General features: G+C 60.4%; 13 protein-coding genes. 6 read left to right on the forward strand and 7 right to left on the reverse strand.

All coding sequences use genetic code 11. From position 1 onward, the window contains the following. Nucleotides 1–225: hypothetical protein (locus GSQ88_RS35265; protein WP_210253828.1), on the reverse strand; the 225-nt coding region annotated here is incomplete at its 3' end. Between the two features lie 75 nt (nt 226–300). Next, nucleotides 301–1,281, reverse strand: coding sequence for a LysR substrate-binding domain-containing protein (locus GSQ88_RS16105; protein ID WP_159008708.1), 981 nt, complete (start codon nt 1,279–1,281; stop codon nt 301–303). Between the two features lie 271 nt (nt 1,282–1,552). Here GSQ88_RS16105 and GSQ88_RS16110 point away from each other — a divergent pair, with 271 nt between their 5' ends. The 5 genes from GSQ88_RS16110 (at nt 1,553) to GSQ88_RS35980 (ending at nt 6,039) form a co-directional block, all read left to right on the forward strand. Next, nucleotides 1,553–2,884: an MFS transporter gene (locus tag GSQ88_RS16110; protein ID WP_159008709.1), complete on the forward strand. Its 1,332-nt coding sequence runs from the start codon at nt 1,553–1,555 to the stop codon at nt 2,882–2,884. Continuing rightward, the gene (locus GSQ88_RS16115) at nt 2,881–3,549 is read left to right on the forward strand and encodes an RraA family protein (protein WP_159008710.1); all 669 of its coding nucleotides are present in this window, start codon (nt 2,881–2,883) and stop codon (nt 3,547–3,549) included. The genes GSQ88_RS16110 and GSQ88_RS16115 overlap by 4 nt, the downstream gene beginning before the upstream one ends. Before the next feature lie 172 nt (nt 3,550–3,721). Further along, entirely contained in the window at nt 3,722–4,786 is a 1,065-nt protein-coding gene (locus tag GSQ88_RS16120) for an amidohydrolase family protein (protein WP_159008940.1), read from the forward strand. Nucleotides 4,787–4,804: 18 nt separating this feature from the next. Beyond that, the gene (locus GSQ88_RS16125; RefSeq protein ID WP_159008711.1) at nt 4,805–5,806 is read left to right on the forward strand and encodes a D-2-hydroxyacid dehydrogenase; all 1,002 of its coding nucleotides are present in this window, start codon (nt 4,805–4,807) and stop codon (nt 5,804–5,806) included. 98 nt (nt 5,807–5,904) lie between these two features. Continuing rightward, entirely contained in the window at nt 5,905–6,039 is a 135-nt protein-coding gene (locus GSQ88_RS35980; protein WP_283810690.1) for a hypothetical protein, read from the forward strand. A 238-nt stretch (nt 6,040–6,277) separates the two neighbouring features. Here GSQ88_RS35980 and GSQ88_RS16130 read toward each other — a convergent pair whose 3' ends face one another. Both GSQ88_RS16130 and GSQ88_RS16135 read right to left on the reverse strand, forming a co-directional pair. Beyond that, entirely contained in the window at nt 6,278–6,466 is a 189-nt protein-coding gene (locus GSQ88_RS16130) for a hypothetical protein (protein ID WP_159008712.1), read from the reverse strand. 9 nt (nt 6,467–6,475) lie between these two features. Continuing rightward, nucleotides 6,476–6,652 (reverse strand): hypothetical protein, encoded by a 177-nt coding sequence (locus tag GSQ88_RS16135; protein WP_159008713.1) that lies wholly within the window; start codon nt 6,650–6,652, stop codon nt 6,476–6,478. A gap of 85 nt (nt 6,653–6,737) precedes the next feature. On the opposite strand from GSQ88_RS16135, the gene GSQ88_RS16140 reads away from it, so the two are divergent. Further along, nucleotides 6,738–6,902: a hypothetical protein gene (locus GSQ88_RS16140; protein ID WP_159008714.1), complete on the forward strand. Its 165-nt coding sequence runs from the start codon at nt 6,738–6,740 to the stop codon at nt 6,900–6,902. Nucleotides 6,903–7,037: 135 nt separating this feature from the next. Here the strand turns inward: GSQ88_RS16140 and GSQ88_RS16145 are convergent, their stop codons facing one another. The 3 genes from GSQ88_RS16145 to GSQ88_RS16155 all read right to left on the reverse strand — a co-directional run bounded on the left by GSQ88_RS16145 (nt 7,038) and on the right by GSQ88_RS16155 (nt 9,960). After that, nucleotides 7,038–7,250 (reverse strand): hypothetical protein, encoded by a 213-nt coding sequence (locus GSQ88_RS16145; RefSeq protein WP_159008715.1) that lies wholly within the window; start codon nt 7,248–7,250, stop codon nt 7,038–7,040. A gap of 1,001 nt (nt 7,251–8,251) precedes the next feature. Beyond that, nucleotides 8,252–8,527 carry a hypothetical protein gene (locus GSQ88_RS16150; protein WP_159008716.1) on the reverse strand — a complete coding sequence of 92 codons (276 nt, stop codon included), beginning with the start codon at nt 8,525–8,527 and terminating at the stop codon, nt 8,252–8,254. Nucleotides 8,528–9,564: 1,037 nt separating this feature from the next. Beyond that, nucleotides 9,565–9,960: a hypothetical protein gene (locus tag GSQ88_RS16155; RefSeq protein WP_159008717.1), complete on the reverse strand. Its 396-nt coding sequence runs from the start codon at nt 9,958–9,960 to the stop codon at nt 9,565–9,567. Between the last annotated feature and the right edge of the window lie 2,653 nt (nt 9,961–12,613).

Consider the following 12,613-nt stretch of genomic DNA (forward strand, 5'->3'; position numbering starts at 1 on the left):
ATTCGCGTCGATTTTGGCATGTCTGGGATATGTCCGGTTACGGGGAAATCTCGGAAGTACCAGTTCTCCGGTTATGCCGGTTGAAGGTTCGTTGGCGGCACTGGCGCCAGTGACCGGATCATGGACGCACTGGCGGCCGGTCAACACGCGGCGGTGCAGATGATCGGTACGTCGGTCGCGCGGATGCAGCAGCACAGAGCTTATATCGCGGACAACAATCACCAAGATATCGGCAGCTCGCGAGGGAGCCTAACAAGCAAGCCTTAGCAGTCTCTATCGGTTTGAGTCGTCGCCGATCGTTCAGCGCGCTTTGGCTGCTCTCGACAGCGCGGTTACGGATTCTTTCACCGCTTTCGCCGGCACCAGTTCGGGCGCCGCTATCTCTGCGCCATTGAGCTCGCGTACCACGTCGACAAACCGCTGAAGCAATGGCGGCAGGGTGCGAAGGCGCAGCGCCATCATCAACCAGCTCTCCGCCTCGGGGGCCGCGATCGGGCGGCTGAACACGCCGGGCATCGCGATGCAGGTGTAGCACTCGGGCAGCACCGCGATGCCGATCCCGGCGGAGACGAGACCGAGCACTGTGCTGAGTTCGCGCGCTTCCTGTTCGATGCGCGGGGTGAAGCCGGCGGAGCCGCACAAGGTCATCAGATGTTCGTGCATGCCGCAATTCACCAGCGGCTCGACACCGACGAACGGCTGATCGAGCAGCTCGGCCATCGCGATCGGCGCGTGCGAATTGGCGAGCGGATGGCCGGCCGGAACAAACAGCCGCAAGCGGTCGTGCCACAGCGGGATCAGCTCGATGTTGCGGTTCTGCTGCAAGGCCGACGGCGGCCGCAGGATGCCGAAGTCGATCTGGTCGTTGGCGAGTGCGGTAAACTGCCGGCCCGTCGCCATATGCTGCAACTCGATCCGCACATCGGGATAGCGCTTGCGAAATACCCGCAGCAATTGCGCGAACGGCTCGCGCATCGGAACCGATCCGGTGAACGCCAGCCTGATCGTGCCGGCTTCGCCGCGGCCGGCGCGGCGAACCACGTCGGTGGTGTGTTCGAGTTGCTTGACCGCGCGCCGCGCGTTCTCCAGCAGCAACTCGCCCGCGGGCGTCAGTTCGACCTTGCGGCGGTTTCGGCTGAACAGGCTCGTTCCAAGCTCGGTCTCGATCGCCTTGATCTGAACGCTGAGCGGGGGCTGGCTGATGTTCAGCCGACGGGCGGCGCGGCTGAAGGAGAGTTCCTCGGCCACGGCAATGAAATAGCGGAGCTGGCGGTAATCCATCCTCTTATAGTCAAAACGAATAGCCGGGCTGTCAATATGATATTGGACTGAATGGTTGCTTGGGGCCGATAGTGCGGCCGAAACAGACCGCCAAAACGGTCGAACCAGGAAACGCGGCAAGAAACGCGGCAGGAAACGCTAACGGTGGCGAGGTTTGCCGCCCGGCGGCATTCATTCGCGCAACATCAGCCTTTTCGTCCGGTCCCGGCCGGCAGTCTCGAGAACGCGCGGACCCATGCGCGTCGCATCAAAACCCAGCGGGGATGAAATCATGAGACTGGGCTGGTATTCGGACCTGTTGGCCTCCGAGCGGCGAACATTTTGGGCCTGCTTTGCCGGTCTCGGCCTCGATTCGATGGACACCACGATCTTCTCGCTGGTGTTGCCGACCTTGATCGCGCTGCTCGGCATCAGCCATCCGCAGGCCGGCATTCTCGGCTCGGCCTATCTGATCGGCAGCGCGGTCGGCGGCTGGGGCGGCGGCATCCTCGCCGACCGGATAGGCCGGGTGCGCACCTTGCAGGCCATGATCCTGCTGGTGGCGATCTTCACCTGCCTGTCGGCATTCAGTTCGGATTTCTGGCAATTGCTGATCGCGCGTTTTCTGCAGGGCGCGGGCTATGGCGGTGAGTCCGCGATCGGCGGGGTGTTGATCAGCGAGGTGATCCGCTCGCATCTGCGCGGCCGGGTCGCGGCCACCGTGCAGAGCGGATATGCCCTCGGCTACGCGTTGTCGGTGCTGGCGTTCCCGATGGTGTATGCGCTGTTTCCGCAGGCGCAGGCCTGGCGGGTGTTTCTGCTGCTCGGCCTGCTTCCGGCGCTCCTGGTCTTCATCATCCGGCGGCTGGTGCACGAGCCCGAGATCTTTGTCGAAACCAGGAGGGCGCAGCGCGATCAAGCGGCCGCGCCGAAAATCACCGCGATCTTCCAGCCGCAATTCCTGGGCACCACCATCACCTGCCTGTTTCTGGCGACCGGCGTGCTCGGCGGCGCCTATGTCATGATCACCTGGCTGCCGACCTATTTGCAGAGCGCGCTCGGGATGCCCGTGACCAAGACCGCGGGCTTCCTGTTCGTCAACATCTTCGGCTCGCTCACCGGGCCGGTGTTCTATGGCATCCTCAGTGACAGGATCGGCCGCCGCCAGGCCTTCGTCGCGTTCCTGGTCTGCCAGGCGATCAACGCGGCGATCTACATGTTCGTCCCGCTCAGTCCGACGATCATCCTCATTCTCGGCTATTTCCTCGGCGCCTTCCAGGGCGGGCTGGCCTCGGGGCTGGTGCCGACGTTCGCCGAACTCTATCCGACCGAGTTGCGGGCCAACGGTTCGAGCTTCTGCGCCAGCGTCGGACGCGGCGTAGCTTCGATCGTGCCGGGCATGGTAGGGATTCTATCGGTGCAACTGACGCTGCCGGTCGCGATGGGGGTGTGCGCCATCGCATCCTACATCGTCGGTATCGTCGCCGCGCTGTTGTTGCGCGACAAGACGGGTATCGACCTGCGCACGCTCGATCGCGAGAGCGCGGTGTCGGCGGTCCAGACTGTCGGCGGCAATCGAACCAATACAAACAGCAGCGTAGCTGCGAACGGAGGCATGAAATGATTGGATTTCAGATCTGCAAGCGGACCCGCAAGGTCAGCGCCGACATCGTCGCGAAGTTTCGCGAGCTGCCGGTCGCCAATATCAGCGATTCGATGTCACGGATGACCGCGGCCGGCGCAAAGCTGCGGCCGATCCATGCCGGCGGCGTGCTCGCAGGACCGGCTTTCACGGTCAAGACCCGCCCCGGCGACAATCTGATGGTGCACAAGGCGCTCGATATCGCCGAGCCCGGCGACATCGTGGTGGTCGACGGCGGCGGCGATCTCACCAATTCGCTGATCGGCGAGATGATGACGGCGCATGCGCAGCAGCGCGGCATCGCCGGCATCGTGATCTTTGGCGCGATCCGCGATTACGACGTGCTGCATGCCGGCCATTATCCGATCTTCGCAGCGGGCGTGACGCATCGCGGTCCCTACAAGGACGGCCCCGGCGAGATCAACGTCCCGATCGCGATCGACGGCATGGTGATCGCGCCCGGCGACCTCGTGGTCGGCGATGGCGACGGTCTGGTCTGCGTTCCCTATGAGCAGACCGCCGAAGTGCTGAAGGCGACGGAAGCCAAGCACGCCGCCGAGCTGAAGCAGATCGAGGCCATCAAGGCCGGCAAGAGCGACCGCGCGTGGGTCGATGCCGCGCTGACCCGGCTTGGCGTCAAGTTCTGAGCTTGATCGGCGCGCGTGATCCCGTCTGACATTTTGGAAGGACCGACAGATGTTCAATTGCTCTGATGCGCTTGAGCCGACCGGCTGCGATTGTTGTGGCGCCGGCCGCTGGCTTCTCCCCGCTGGCATCCAGGCGATGGCGTCGATGCCGCCGCCGACCAATATCGAGGCGATGAGCGGGGCAGGGCGCGCGCGCAGCTCTTCAGGCGGCAGCGATCTCGTAATCGATTGTCACGGGCATTACACCACCGAACCGAAGGAAGTGTTGGACTGGCGCAAGCGCCAGATCGCGGCGATCGGCGACGCCTCGCAGATGCCGTCGGTGGATTCCCTGGAGGTCAGCGACGACCAACTGCGCCAGTCGGTCGAGGGCGCGCAGTTGAAATTGCAGCGCGAGCGCGGCACGTCGGTGACGCTGTTCTCGCCGCGCGCTTCCGGCATGAGCCATCATATCGGCGACGCCTCGGTCAGCGCGGCGTGGACGCGGCTCTCCAACGACCTGATCTGGCGGATCACGCAGCTATATCCGGATAATTTCGTCGGCGTGTGCCAGTTGCCGCAATCGCCCGGCGTCGAGCCGAAGAACTGCATCGCCGAACTGGTGCGCTGCGTCGAGCAACTCGGCTTCGTCGGCTGCAACCTCAATCCGGACCCGAGCGGCGGCTACTGGACCGATCCGCCATTGACCGATCGCTGGTGGTATCCGTTCTACGAAAAGATGGTCGAGCTCGACGTCCCCGCGATGGTCCACGTCAGCGCCGCCGCCAACCCTGCCTTCCACACCACCGGCAGCCATTACATCAACGGCGACACCACGGCATTCGTGCAGTTCCTGATGTCGGATCTGTTCAAGGATTTCCCGACGCTGAAATTCATCATTCCGCATGGCGGTGGCGCCATTCCCTATCACTGGGGCCGCTACCGCGGCATTGCGCAGGACCAGAAGCGGCCGCCATTGTCGGAGTCGCTGTTGAAGAACGTGTTCTTCGACACCTGCGTCTATCACCAGCCCGGCATCGACCTTTTGACCAAGGTCATCCCGGCCGAAAACATCCTGTTCGCATCGGAAATGGTGGGGGCGGTGAAGGGGATCGATCCGCAGACCGGCTTCAACTATGACGACACAAGGCGCTATATCGATGGCTCGACCATCCTCACCTCAGATCAGAAGCGCGCGATCTTCGCCGGCAATGCCCGGCGTATTTTCAACCGCATCCCCGCCAGATTGTTCGGCTGAGGCCGGCTGGAGCAAATGATGTCACCATCCAAACCGTTGCGGGTCATCCTGTCCGAATTCGCCTGGAAGACCTACGGCGATATCCTCAAAGCCGCCGTTGGCGATATCGAGCCGCGGATCGTCACGCCCGACACGGTGCCGGATCTCGCCGGCGCCGAGATCGCCTTCGTGACCCGCGACATGTATCTCGGCGGCACCCGCAGCAAACCCGCGCCGGCCTTTGTCCGCTTCATCGACATCCTGCGCGGCGCGCCGGACCTGAAATGGCTGCATACCTACACCGCGGGCGCCGATCATCGCTTCTATGTCGAGCTGATGGCGCAGGGGCTGACGGTGGCCACCTCGGCCGGTGCGAATTCGGACGTCGTGGCGCACAGCGCGCTCTCGGGCCTGTTGGCCTTGGCGCGGCGGTTGCCGGCCTCGATAGACTCGCAGCGCCGGCACGCCTGGGAGCCGCTCTACAGCAACGAACCGCGCGACCTCCTGGGACAGCGCGCCGTCATTGTCGGCCTCGGCCCGATCGGGCAGGAGATCGGCAGGCTGTGCGCTGCGTTCGGGCTGAAGGTGACCGGCGTGCGCCACACCGCCGGGCTGACGCCGCCCGCGGGTTTTGAGCGTTGCGTGACCTATTCCGAGCTCGCCTCGGTGTTGCCGGATGCCGACTGGCTGATCTTGTCGTGTCCGCTGTCGGATTCGACGCGAAAGATCATCAATGCCGAGAAGCTCGCGCGGTTGCCGGCGCAAGCGCACATCATCAACGTCGCGCGCGGCGAGGTGGTCGAACAATCGGATCTGTTGGCGACCCTTCAAGCCAAAAAAATCGCCGGCGCCTATCTCGACGTGTTCGAGGTCGAGCCGCTGCCGCCCGACGCAGGCTTTTGGGATTTGCCCAACGTGCTGGTGATCTCGCACAGCGCGGCCGCCTCCGACGGCCACGGCCGCCGCGTCGCCAACGCATTCGCCGGCAATCTTGCGCGCTGGGCCGAGGGCAAGCCGCTGCTCAATGTGGCCGAGGCGTAGCCATACAGCCGCGCTGCGAGGGCCTCCAACCGGTTCGATTCCCCACGCGGCGGAACTTACGCTGTCGGATTTCATTGGTCTGCCCAGAGGAGCATCCAATGAACGACAACAAGAATCCGAGTGAGAAGCAGCCGGGTGAGAAGCCCGAAGGCAAACAGCATTTCAACCCGGGCAACCAATCCGGCAAGGAAGCCGAACTGGTTCCCAAGGAAGAGACGAAAAAGCGGGACTAGAAAAAGCGAGATTAAACGAAAGCAAGAGGCCGCCTTGGAGCCCGTGAAGCTATTACCGACGTCATCCTGAGGAGCGCGCTCTCGCGCGCGTCTCGAAGGATGGTGTTCAGCTCGCTGCTTGCGGCCATCCTTCGAGGCCCGCCGAAGCCGGCGGGCACCTCAGGATGACGTCGGAGATAGCTTCGCGGGCCCTGCTCAAGCGCGAAACTGAAACAATACGTCCTCGCAAAACCCGACGTCACTTTTCCGCTGTTTGCTCGGCCTCGCGGGCCAGTCGCAAAGCCTTCAACCGTTCACGGTTCTCGTTGAACGCCTTTTGCGTGCGCTCATGCTCGGTCATGGCCTTGACGGCATCGGCTTGCCTGAACAATTTGCGGGCCTCGCGCTCGGCCGGCGTAATTGTCTTCCTCTCAAATGTATCACTCATCCTTAACCCTTACCCTCTAACGCTTCGCAGATATCGGAGACCTTCCACGGCAAGAAAATGTTCATCGGCTTCCGGCCTTTCGGCCAGATGGCTCGACACTTTCTCCCGAACGGCTTGCGCTTGTTCGTCCGTCATCTTTTCGATCAAACAGTAGGTCTGCATGACGCGGTCGATAGCTGCCTGCATGGTCTTCTCCTTGAGAACACTATCGTAAACGCCGCAACGGAACCTTTGTTCCAATGTGACGTTCTGTTGGAAATGGAGAATGACGATGGACCCGACCCGCTGCCCGCACTGTAACAATCGCATGAAGCCCGTGGTTACCGATGACGGGCGGACGGATCTCGAGTGCCTGAAATGCGATGCGGTGAAGCCTCGTCAGGCCGACGCGGCGCGCTGGACCGAAAATCCTGTGGTTCATGCGAAGGTCGCCTGAAACACTCGCCCGCCGCGAATGTACAAAAGTGCACCGACGGCAGCGTTGATCTCGGTTAACGCTTGCGAATTGCATTCTTAAATTCTTATTGGCGATCAGCCCGCTCTGTGCGGGCTTTTCGTCTAGCTGGCGAGGCTAGCCGGTATAGGTTTGAAATCTGCCGCGCGCATACGCTTGAGATACCGCCTTCATCAGTTCGCTGACTTCCGATTCCAGAAACTCATTCGCGACGATCAGCGCCTTCACCGCCGCGCGCGCATCGCCGCCGCACGCCGCGATGGCCTGATCCGCCGCCGCATCGAGCTGCTCCGCGTCCGATTGTGGAATGGGCGCGGGATTTTTGGCCATCGGGCATCTCTCGTGTTGGGCGGTATTGGGATTTGTTCATGATATGTTCTAGTTGTCAATCTCGTACTGGCCCCTTTCCATCCGCTGTTCGGAGTGGTCCCTTTTGATTTCTGGAGTGGTCCGTTTTGGCTGTTGACAATTTCGCGACGTGATCAATTTTGACCAGCGGCTAGAAGCAACAGTGAGAGAATGTCTCATCACCGCCCGCCATAGGCAATCATCGGTGACCGAGAGTTTTGCGCTCCCGCCCGATCAAGGCGCGAATCATGTCTCAAACCCAATCAACCACACCGCTCTGCCCGATGTGCCACAAGGCAATGAGGCTTATGCTCATGAAAGAAACGGACGCCCGTAAGCTGCGCTGCATGGATTGCGGCCAGCCCGACCCGATGCAAAGCGTGGACACGCAAGCCTGGCTCAAAGGCGAACTCGGCCAAGCACGTACCGGATAACCCCTTGTGACCTATTTTGAATTTCGCAGAGGCCTAATTTCGGCTTTGCCCCGATAGACCCATAAACGTTCCGCCATTGCTAAGTTGAATTAGGAACCGCATTCAACCCAAACTGTTGACGATCATCACCGCTCCATAGTGGCTTTTATCGGTGATGAGATCGCCGGTTGCGCTCCCGCCCAATTCATAGGGAGCAGCGCCGTGGTAAGGCCAACCAGACGTGAACGCATTTTAAATAGCGAACGACCGCACTGCCCCGAGTGTGGGATGCGAATGATAGCTATCGGTCCGACCCTGAAAAAATTCGAGTGCTTGCACTGCGGATATGCGGGGGCAGCCATTAAGAGGGAAGCCGCAGAGTAAGTGGCGGCCTCTTTCACAAACCGGGACGAACGCCGGGATTGCTCAGACGGTGCAAGGCATCAGCGGACCGTGACGATCTATCCACAGGCGCAAAAGAAACGGCCCCAGCGCCGGGGCGGGGCGCTGAGGCCGTTGGACAGCAGGCAGTCAAAAGGAAACCTCGACCCCCGCCGTTTGCGAACGAAATTAGTTCTTCTTCATGGTGTCGGCGCTGGGCGAACCATCCTTGGACATGTCGCCCTTCTTCTTCATGTTGCTGCCGGACATGCCGTCCTTCTTCATGCCGTCATTGCTCATGCCGGTGGTGGTGCCCTTGTTCATCGATCCCTTGTCCATCGAGGTCGAATCGTTGGTCATGCCGGGCTTGGTCATGTTGTCGCCCTGCGCAGCGGGGCCAGTGGTCTGAGCGAATGCCGATCCACACATGAGGGTGAGGGCAGTCGCGATAAGAATCTTCTTCATAAGTATCTCCTTTGGGCTAAATCCCACTAGAGCAAGTCGCGCTCAGGGCATACGTTCCTAAAATGCGGACGGTAAATTTCGGGCCGAAGCTGAAACCGGTGCGCTCGCTGGCCGTACAGCCAAACTGGAGTTTCCTCATTTGCCAATGTGAAAAAAATCCAAGCTATAGGTGAACCTTTCTGACCTATCGCAGCTTAGGTATTTGATGTTCGACATGGTGCTTTCGAAGCGTGGCCGGGGATGGGATTGGCGAGTGACGGACTCGTCAGGCAATACCATCATGCAGGGTCGGAAATCGAAACGCCCGGCGGCGCGATACCAGGCTGAGCGCGCCTTGTTCCTGCTCCTGATGACCACTCGAACACGCCAACTGGACCGAGAAGACAAGGTATAGGCCGCCTTTATTGGCGGCCTCCCGTGTTGCAGAGCCTTGCTGCAGAGTCTTGTTGCAGAGTCTTGCCGGTGTCGTCGTCTTCTTCCTTCGCATACGCGAATGAAAGTTGTGGTCAGCTTGCCTTGGCGCAGATCTCAAAAAACAGCCCCAGCTTTTGGGGGAAAAGCTGGGGCTGCGGGAGGCTTGTTGTGCTTGAGGGGACAGGCACAAGAAAAACCTAACATGGTGAGCTGCGCTTCGGACCTATACCCTCGTTTGAGGGGCGTCATCCGTTTGGACACGGGGGCGACCAAGCCAAGTCCTGATTCCAGGTGCCCTGATTCCAGGTGCCCTGATTCCAGGTGCCCTGATTCCAGGTGTCCTGATTCCAGGTGCCCTGATTCCAGGTGTCCTGATTCCAGGTGTCCTGATTCCAGGTGTCCTGATTCAAAATCCCGCGCGAACCATTCATGGTCGCGGCGCGGTGGATCTGCGTGCGTGATCTCTGATGTAAGTTTCACGTCAGGTTTCGGCTAAATCTTCGGCTTTGCGAATCCCGGATCGCCCCTTAGTTTTTTTCCAGGGGCTTCTTGAGATTTGTTGAAGGCGTAGACGGAATGGCGGCGAAACGATGCTCGGGGCGCTTTAGTTCGGAGGAGGACCGTCAGTTGATGTCGATGGCGTCGAACGGTGCAACGATAGAAGCCGCGGCAGCTAAGTTCGGGACGTTGCCGCAGACGATAACGCGCAAGGTCGCGAAGTTCGGAATCCAGCTAAAGAGTTCGGCGTGGTCGGAACGGCAGCAGGCGGTTCGTGCCGCTTTTCTGGCCGGCAACAGGCAAGTGGCGTCCCGATCGAGGGAGCCGTGGAGCATTGAAGAAGACAACCGGCTGCGGGCCAGTTTGGCGGAAGGGCAAACAGCCCGCACGATCGCCAGGCATTCGAAGCGCACGACAAGGGCGATCCGGCGACGGGCAGAAATTCTCGAGCTGTCGTGGTTGGATGCTAAAGCAAAATGACTCTGTGACGGCTGCGTGATTTTCACGATGAGAAAAAACACCGCTGTACATGGTAGCTCCAGCGTGCGGGCGCTTGTCAGCGGCTTGTCGCGGGGCCAGCGCTTCGAGCCTCCGCTTGAGGGACGCTTCCTTTTGATTTTGCAGTGATCTTTTGTGTTGGCCCGGATCCGCGACCGGTCGCCGCACTGCAAAACCGGACCGCCAACGGTGCGTATCTCGCGGTGCTGGACGATTTAAGTTTCCGGCTCGAAGAGCAGCGCCGCCAAGCATCATACTCGCTTGGCGGCGTTGTGCTTTAGGTCTCTTTTTTTCACGCGCCGCTTGGATTCCAATTTTGGGTCTGTAATAAAAGGTGCATCGTCATTTTGGTTGATGTCCTGATGCCTCGGTCGATTCCCGGACGCGCGTTTAAGAGAGCCTGTGTGATCTCGCGGCCATCGGAGCCTTACGGAGTCCTGATCTTGGCCAACGTACTGTTCTTCTTAGGATGGTTGAAGCCATTAGTCGCCTCGGTTAGCAGCTTCTTCACCACGACACTGGAAGCAGAGGTGTTTTGCTTGCAGCGTCTTATTTGAGGCGGCTTATTGATGTGCATATTGGCTGTTTCTATCCTCGGGTGCCTAACTTGATTTACGCAGTGACCTGATTTGATCTGCGGTTGCGTTGTCCTGTTTCATTTAACCAGAGCTTGTCGTAAACGGCCGCGATGTCCGAAATTTAAGAAATCGGACGCAGCGCCGCCACGGAGTTCGTGCTAGTTAAAATCGCCTCACCGAATCACCCTCCGTACGCAATCCAGGATGATGACCAGTGGCTCCATTCCAACTCATTCCCGTTGCCCTCGCGACACCGGAAATCGAACGGCCGCGCTGTCCCAAGTGCGAAATGCGGATGATCACCGTGGCCAATCCGGCGCCGGCCAAGTACGAGTGCTTGCGCTGCTCGCATACCGAACCGGCCACTCAGCATTAGGTCGGGTTAGCGTTTTCGAGCCAACGGGTCGCGCGAATGCGCGCCCGATGACAGGCTCCGTGGGTACCGGTTCGCGTGAAGAAAACGCGTCAAAACAAAAGATTAGAGCGCCGTTCCGATTCAATCGGACCGGGGCTCCAGCTGCCCAGCTGCCTTGGTTTGCATGCCTGCCCGTCCACCGTGTGACTACGGATATCGCAACCAGGGCGCGTCCGTTATCCCGCGCGCATGCCAAAAGAGCCGCGGCGGCCACCGTGCCCGAAGTGCGGGATGTCCATGATTGCGACTTCGAAACCCGCGGCCCAACAGACTTTCGAATGTCTGCGCTGCGGGCACGTGGAGACGCGCGAAGCCGAGGAGAAGTAGAAGCAGAAGTAGCCCTGGTTTCGGGCGGTGTGCGTTCGCGCCGGCTTCGGAACGAAACCGGCCTTTCCGCGTAGACAGACATGGACGCGGATATCGAAAAACATACCGAGCGGGCTCTTGCCGTGTTGTCGCTCAGCACCGCAGCGTTGATCGTGTGTTTCAGCGTCGCATTTGCCGTGCTGTAACGCCTTTTCGTTCCGATTTCATCGGAACGGAGCTCTAGTTCGCGAGGTGTGCGGAGCCTGTCATCGGGCGCGCATTCGGGCGACCCGTTGGCTCGAAAACGCGGTGGCTCGCAGGCTTTCCCCGTAGTTCTCCGGCCGTGAACGAAGTTCCAATACCTCTAATTTAGCCTAAAATTTAAGCAACGGCACGGCTATTGCATACAGTTGATGCTCGGGGAATTGCTACCCGGGGGCCACGACAGCGCCGCCGGCGTCATATTCCGCCTGGGCGGCGCTGTGCGTTTGGGGCGCGAGCCTGTTTTGGAAGATGCATCAAAATGGGGTTTCTGAGGTTCACCACTCCGATCAGTCGGACGGACCTGATCCGGGACTGTCTTTGCGAACTCAGGCTTTGGCCTGGGTGCGAGACCGTTCAAGGCGTTGGTGTTTTTATCGACGAGAAGAAATTTGTGGTTCGGGTGTTGGACTATGGAGCGGCCAACAAGCGCACGGCGGACCGTGCCATCGGCTGCATCGAACGCGAGAAACAGCGGCGATATCATTTGGCGCCGCCAGCCTGAGGCGGCTGGGTTGAAGAATGCGCAAGGGCGCGTACCTCAGAGCCTGCGAAGTTATCTCGGCCGTCATCCTGAGGTGCGCGCTCTTTCTTGCGCGCCTCGAAGGATGGCCGCACGCACGGCGCTGAACAACATCCTTCGAGACGCGGCGAAGACGCCGCTCCTCACGGGTGAACGCAATTGCGTTCATCCCGGGGATGACGGCGGAGATAGCTTCACAACTCTCGGGATGAGCACCGGTGGGTCTGCCCGACGGGCAAATCACCTTCGCACGCGGAATCCTGTCCAGCCCCTTCGCGAAAAATATTCCGCTTTGTTTTTGACCCAAATCAGTTGCGTATTCCGTGCGTCCCACCCGACGAGAGGGGCGTTGCGCACGTCACGAAACGCGCGGTGGGATGCGATGGACGCGAAGTTTGCGAAAGACGATCGCAAGCGTTCGCGGACGGCGAAGCCGTGTGGTCCTGACGCCCCAATGGCTGGTGTCAAGTTCGCAGGGAGCTCACGCTTCTTGGGGATGACGGTGACAAACAAGCTCTGGTCTCACCGGGGAGAGCACGGAATAAGCTGTAAAACCATTGCGCAGGGAAGGCCGGAGTGTTTCCGCTGAACCT

The sequence above is a fragment of the Bradyrhizobium sp. S69 genome (assembly GCF_009766005.1).
Taxonomy (GTDB): domain Bacteria; phylum Pseudomonadota; class Alphaproteobacteria; order Rhizobiales; family Xanthobacteraceae; genus Bradyrhizobium.

What these genes read in the sequence shown, in the direction of transcription:
- GSQ88_RS16105 (WP_159008708.1), bottom strand. Translation starts at nt 1,281, where the DNA reads ATGGATTACCGCCAGCTCCGCTATTTCATTGCCGTGGCCGAGGAACTC.
- GSQ88_RS16110 (WP_159008709.1), top strand. Translation starts at nt 1,553, where the DNA reads ATGAGACTGGGCTGGTATTCGGACCTGTTGGCCTCCGAGCGGCGAACA.
- GSQ88_RS16115 (WP_159008710.1), top strand. Translation starts at nt 2,881, where the DNA reads ATGATTGGATTTCAGATCTGCAAGCGGACCCGCAAGGTCAGCGCCGAC.
- GSQ88_RS16120 (WP_159008940.1), top strand. Translation starts at nt 3,722, where the DNA reads ATGAGCGGGGCAGGGCGCGCGCGCAGCTCTTCAGGCGGCAGCGATCTC.
- GSQ88_RS16125 (WP_159008711.1), top strand. Translation starts at nt 4,805, where the DNA reads ATGTCACCATCCAAACCGTTGCGGGTCATCCTGTCCGAATTCGCCTGG.
- GSQ88_RS35980 (WP_283810690.1), top strand. Translation starts at nt 5,905, where the DNA reads ATGAACGACAACAAGAATCCGAGTGAGAAGCAGCCGGGTGAGAAGCCC.
- GSQ88_RS16130 (WP_159008712.1), bottom strand. Translation starts at nt 6,466, where the DNA reads ATGAGTGATACATTTGAGAGGAAGACAATTACGCCGGCCGAGCGCGAG.
- GSQ88_RS16135 (WP_159008713.1), bottom strand. Translation starts at nt 6,652, where the DNA reads ATGCAGGCAGCTATCGACCGCGTCATGCAGACCTACTGTTTGATCGAA.
- GSQ88_RS16140 (WP_159008714.1), top strand. Translation starts at nt 6,738, where the DNA reads ATGGACCCGACCCGCTGCCCGCACTGTAACAATCGCATGAAGCCCGTG.
- GSQ88_RS16145 (WP_159008715.1), bottom strand. Translation starts at nt 7,250, where the DNA reads ATGGCCAAAAATCCCGCGCCCATTCCACAATCGGACGCGGAGCAGCTC.
- GSQ88_RS16150 (WP_159008716.1), bottom strand. Translation starts at nt 8,527, where the DNA reads ATGAAGAAGATTCTTATCGCGACTGCCCTCACCCTCATGTGTGGATCG.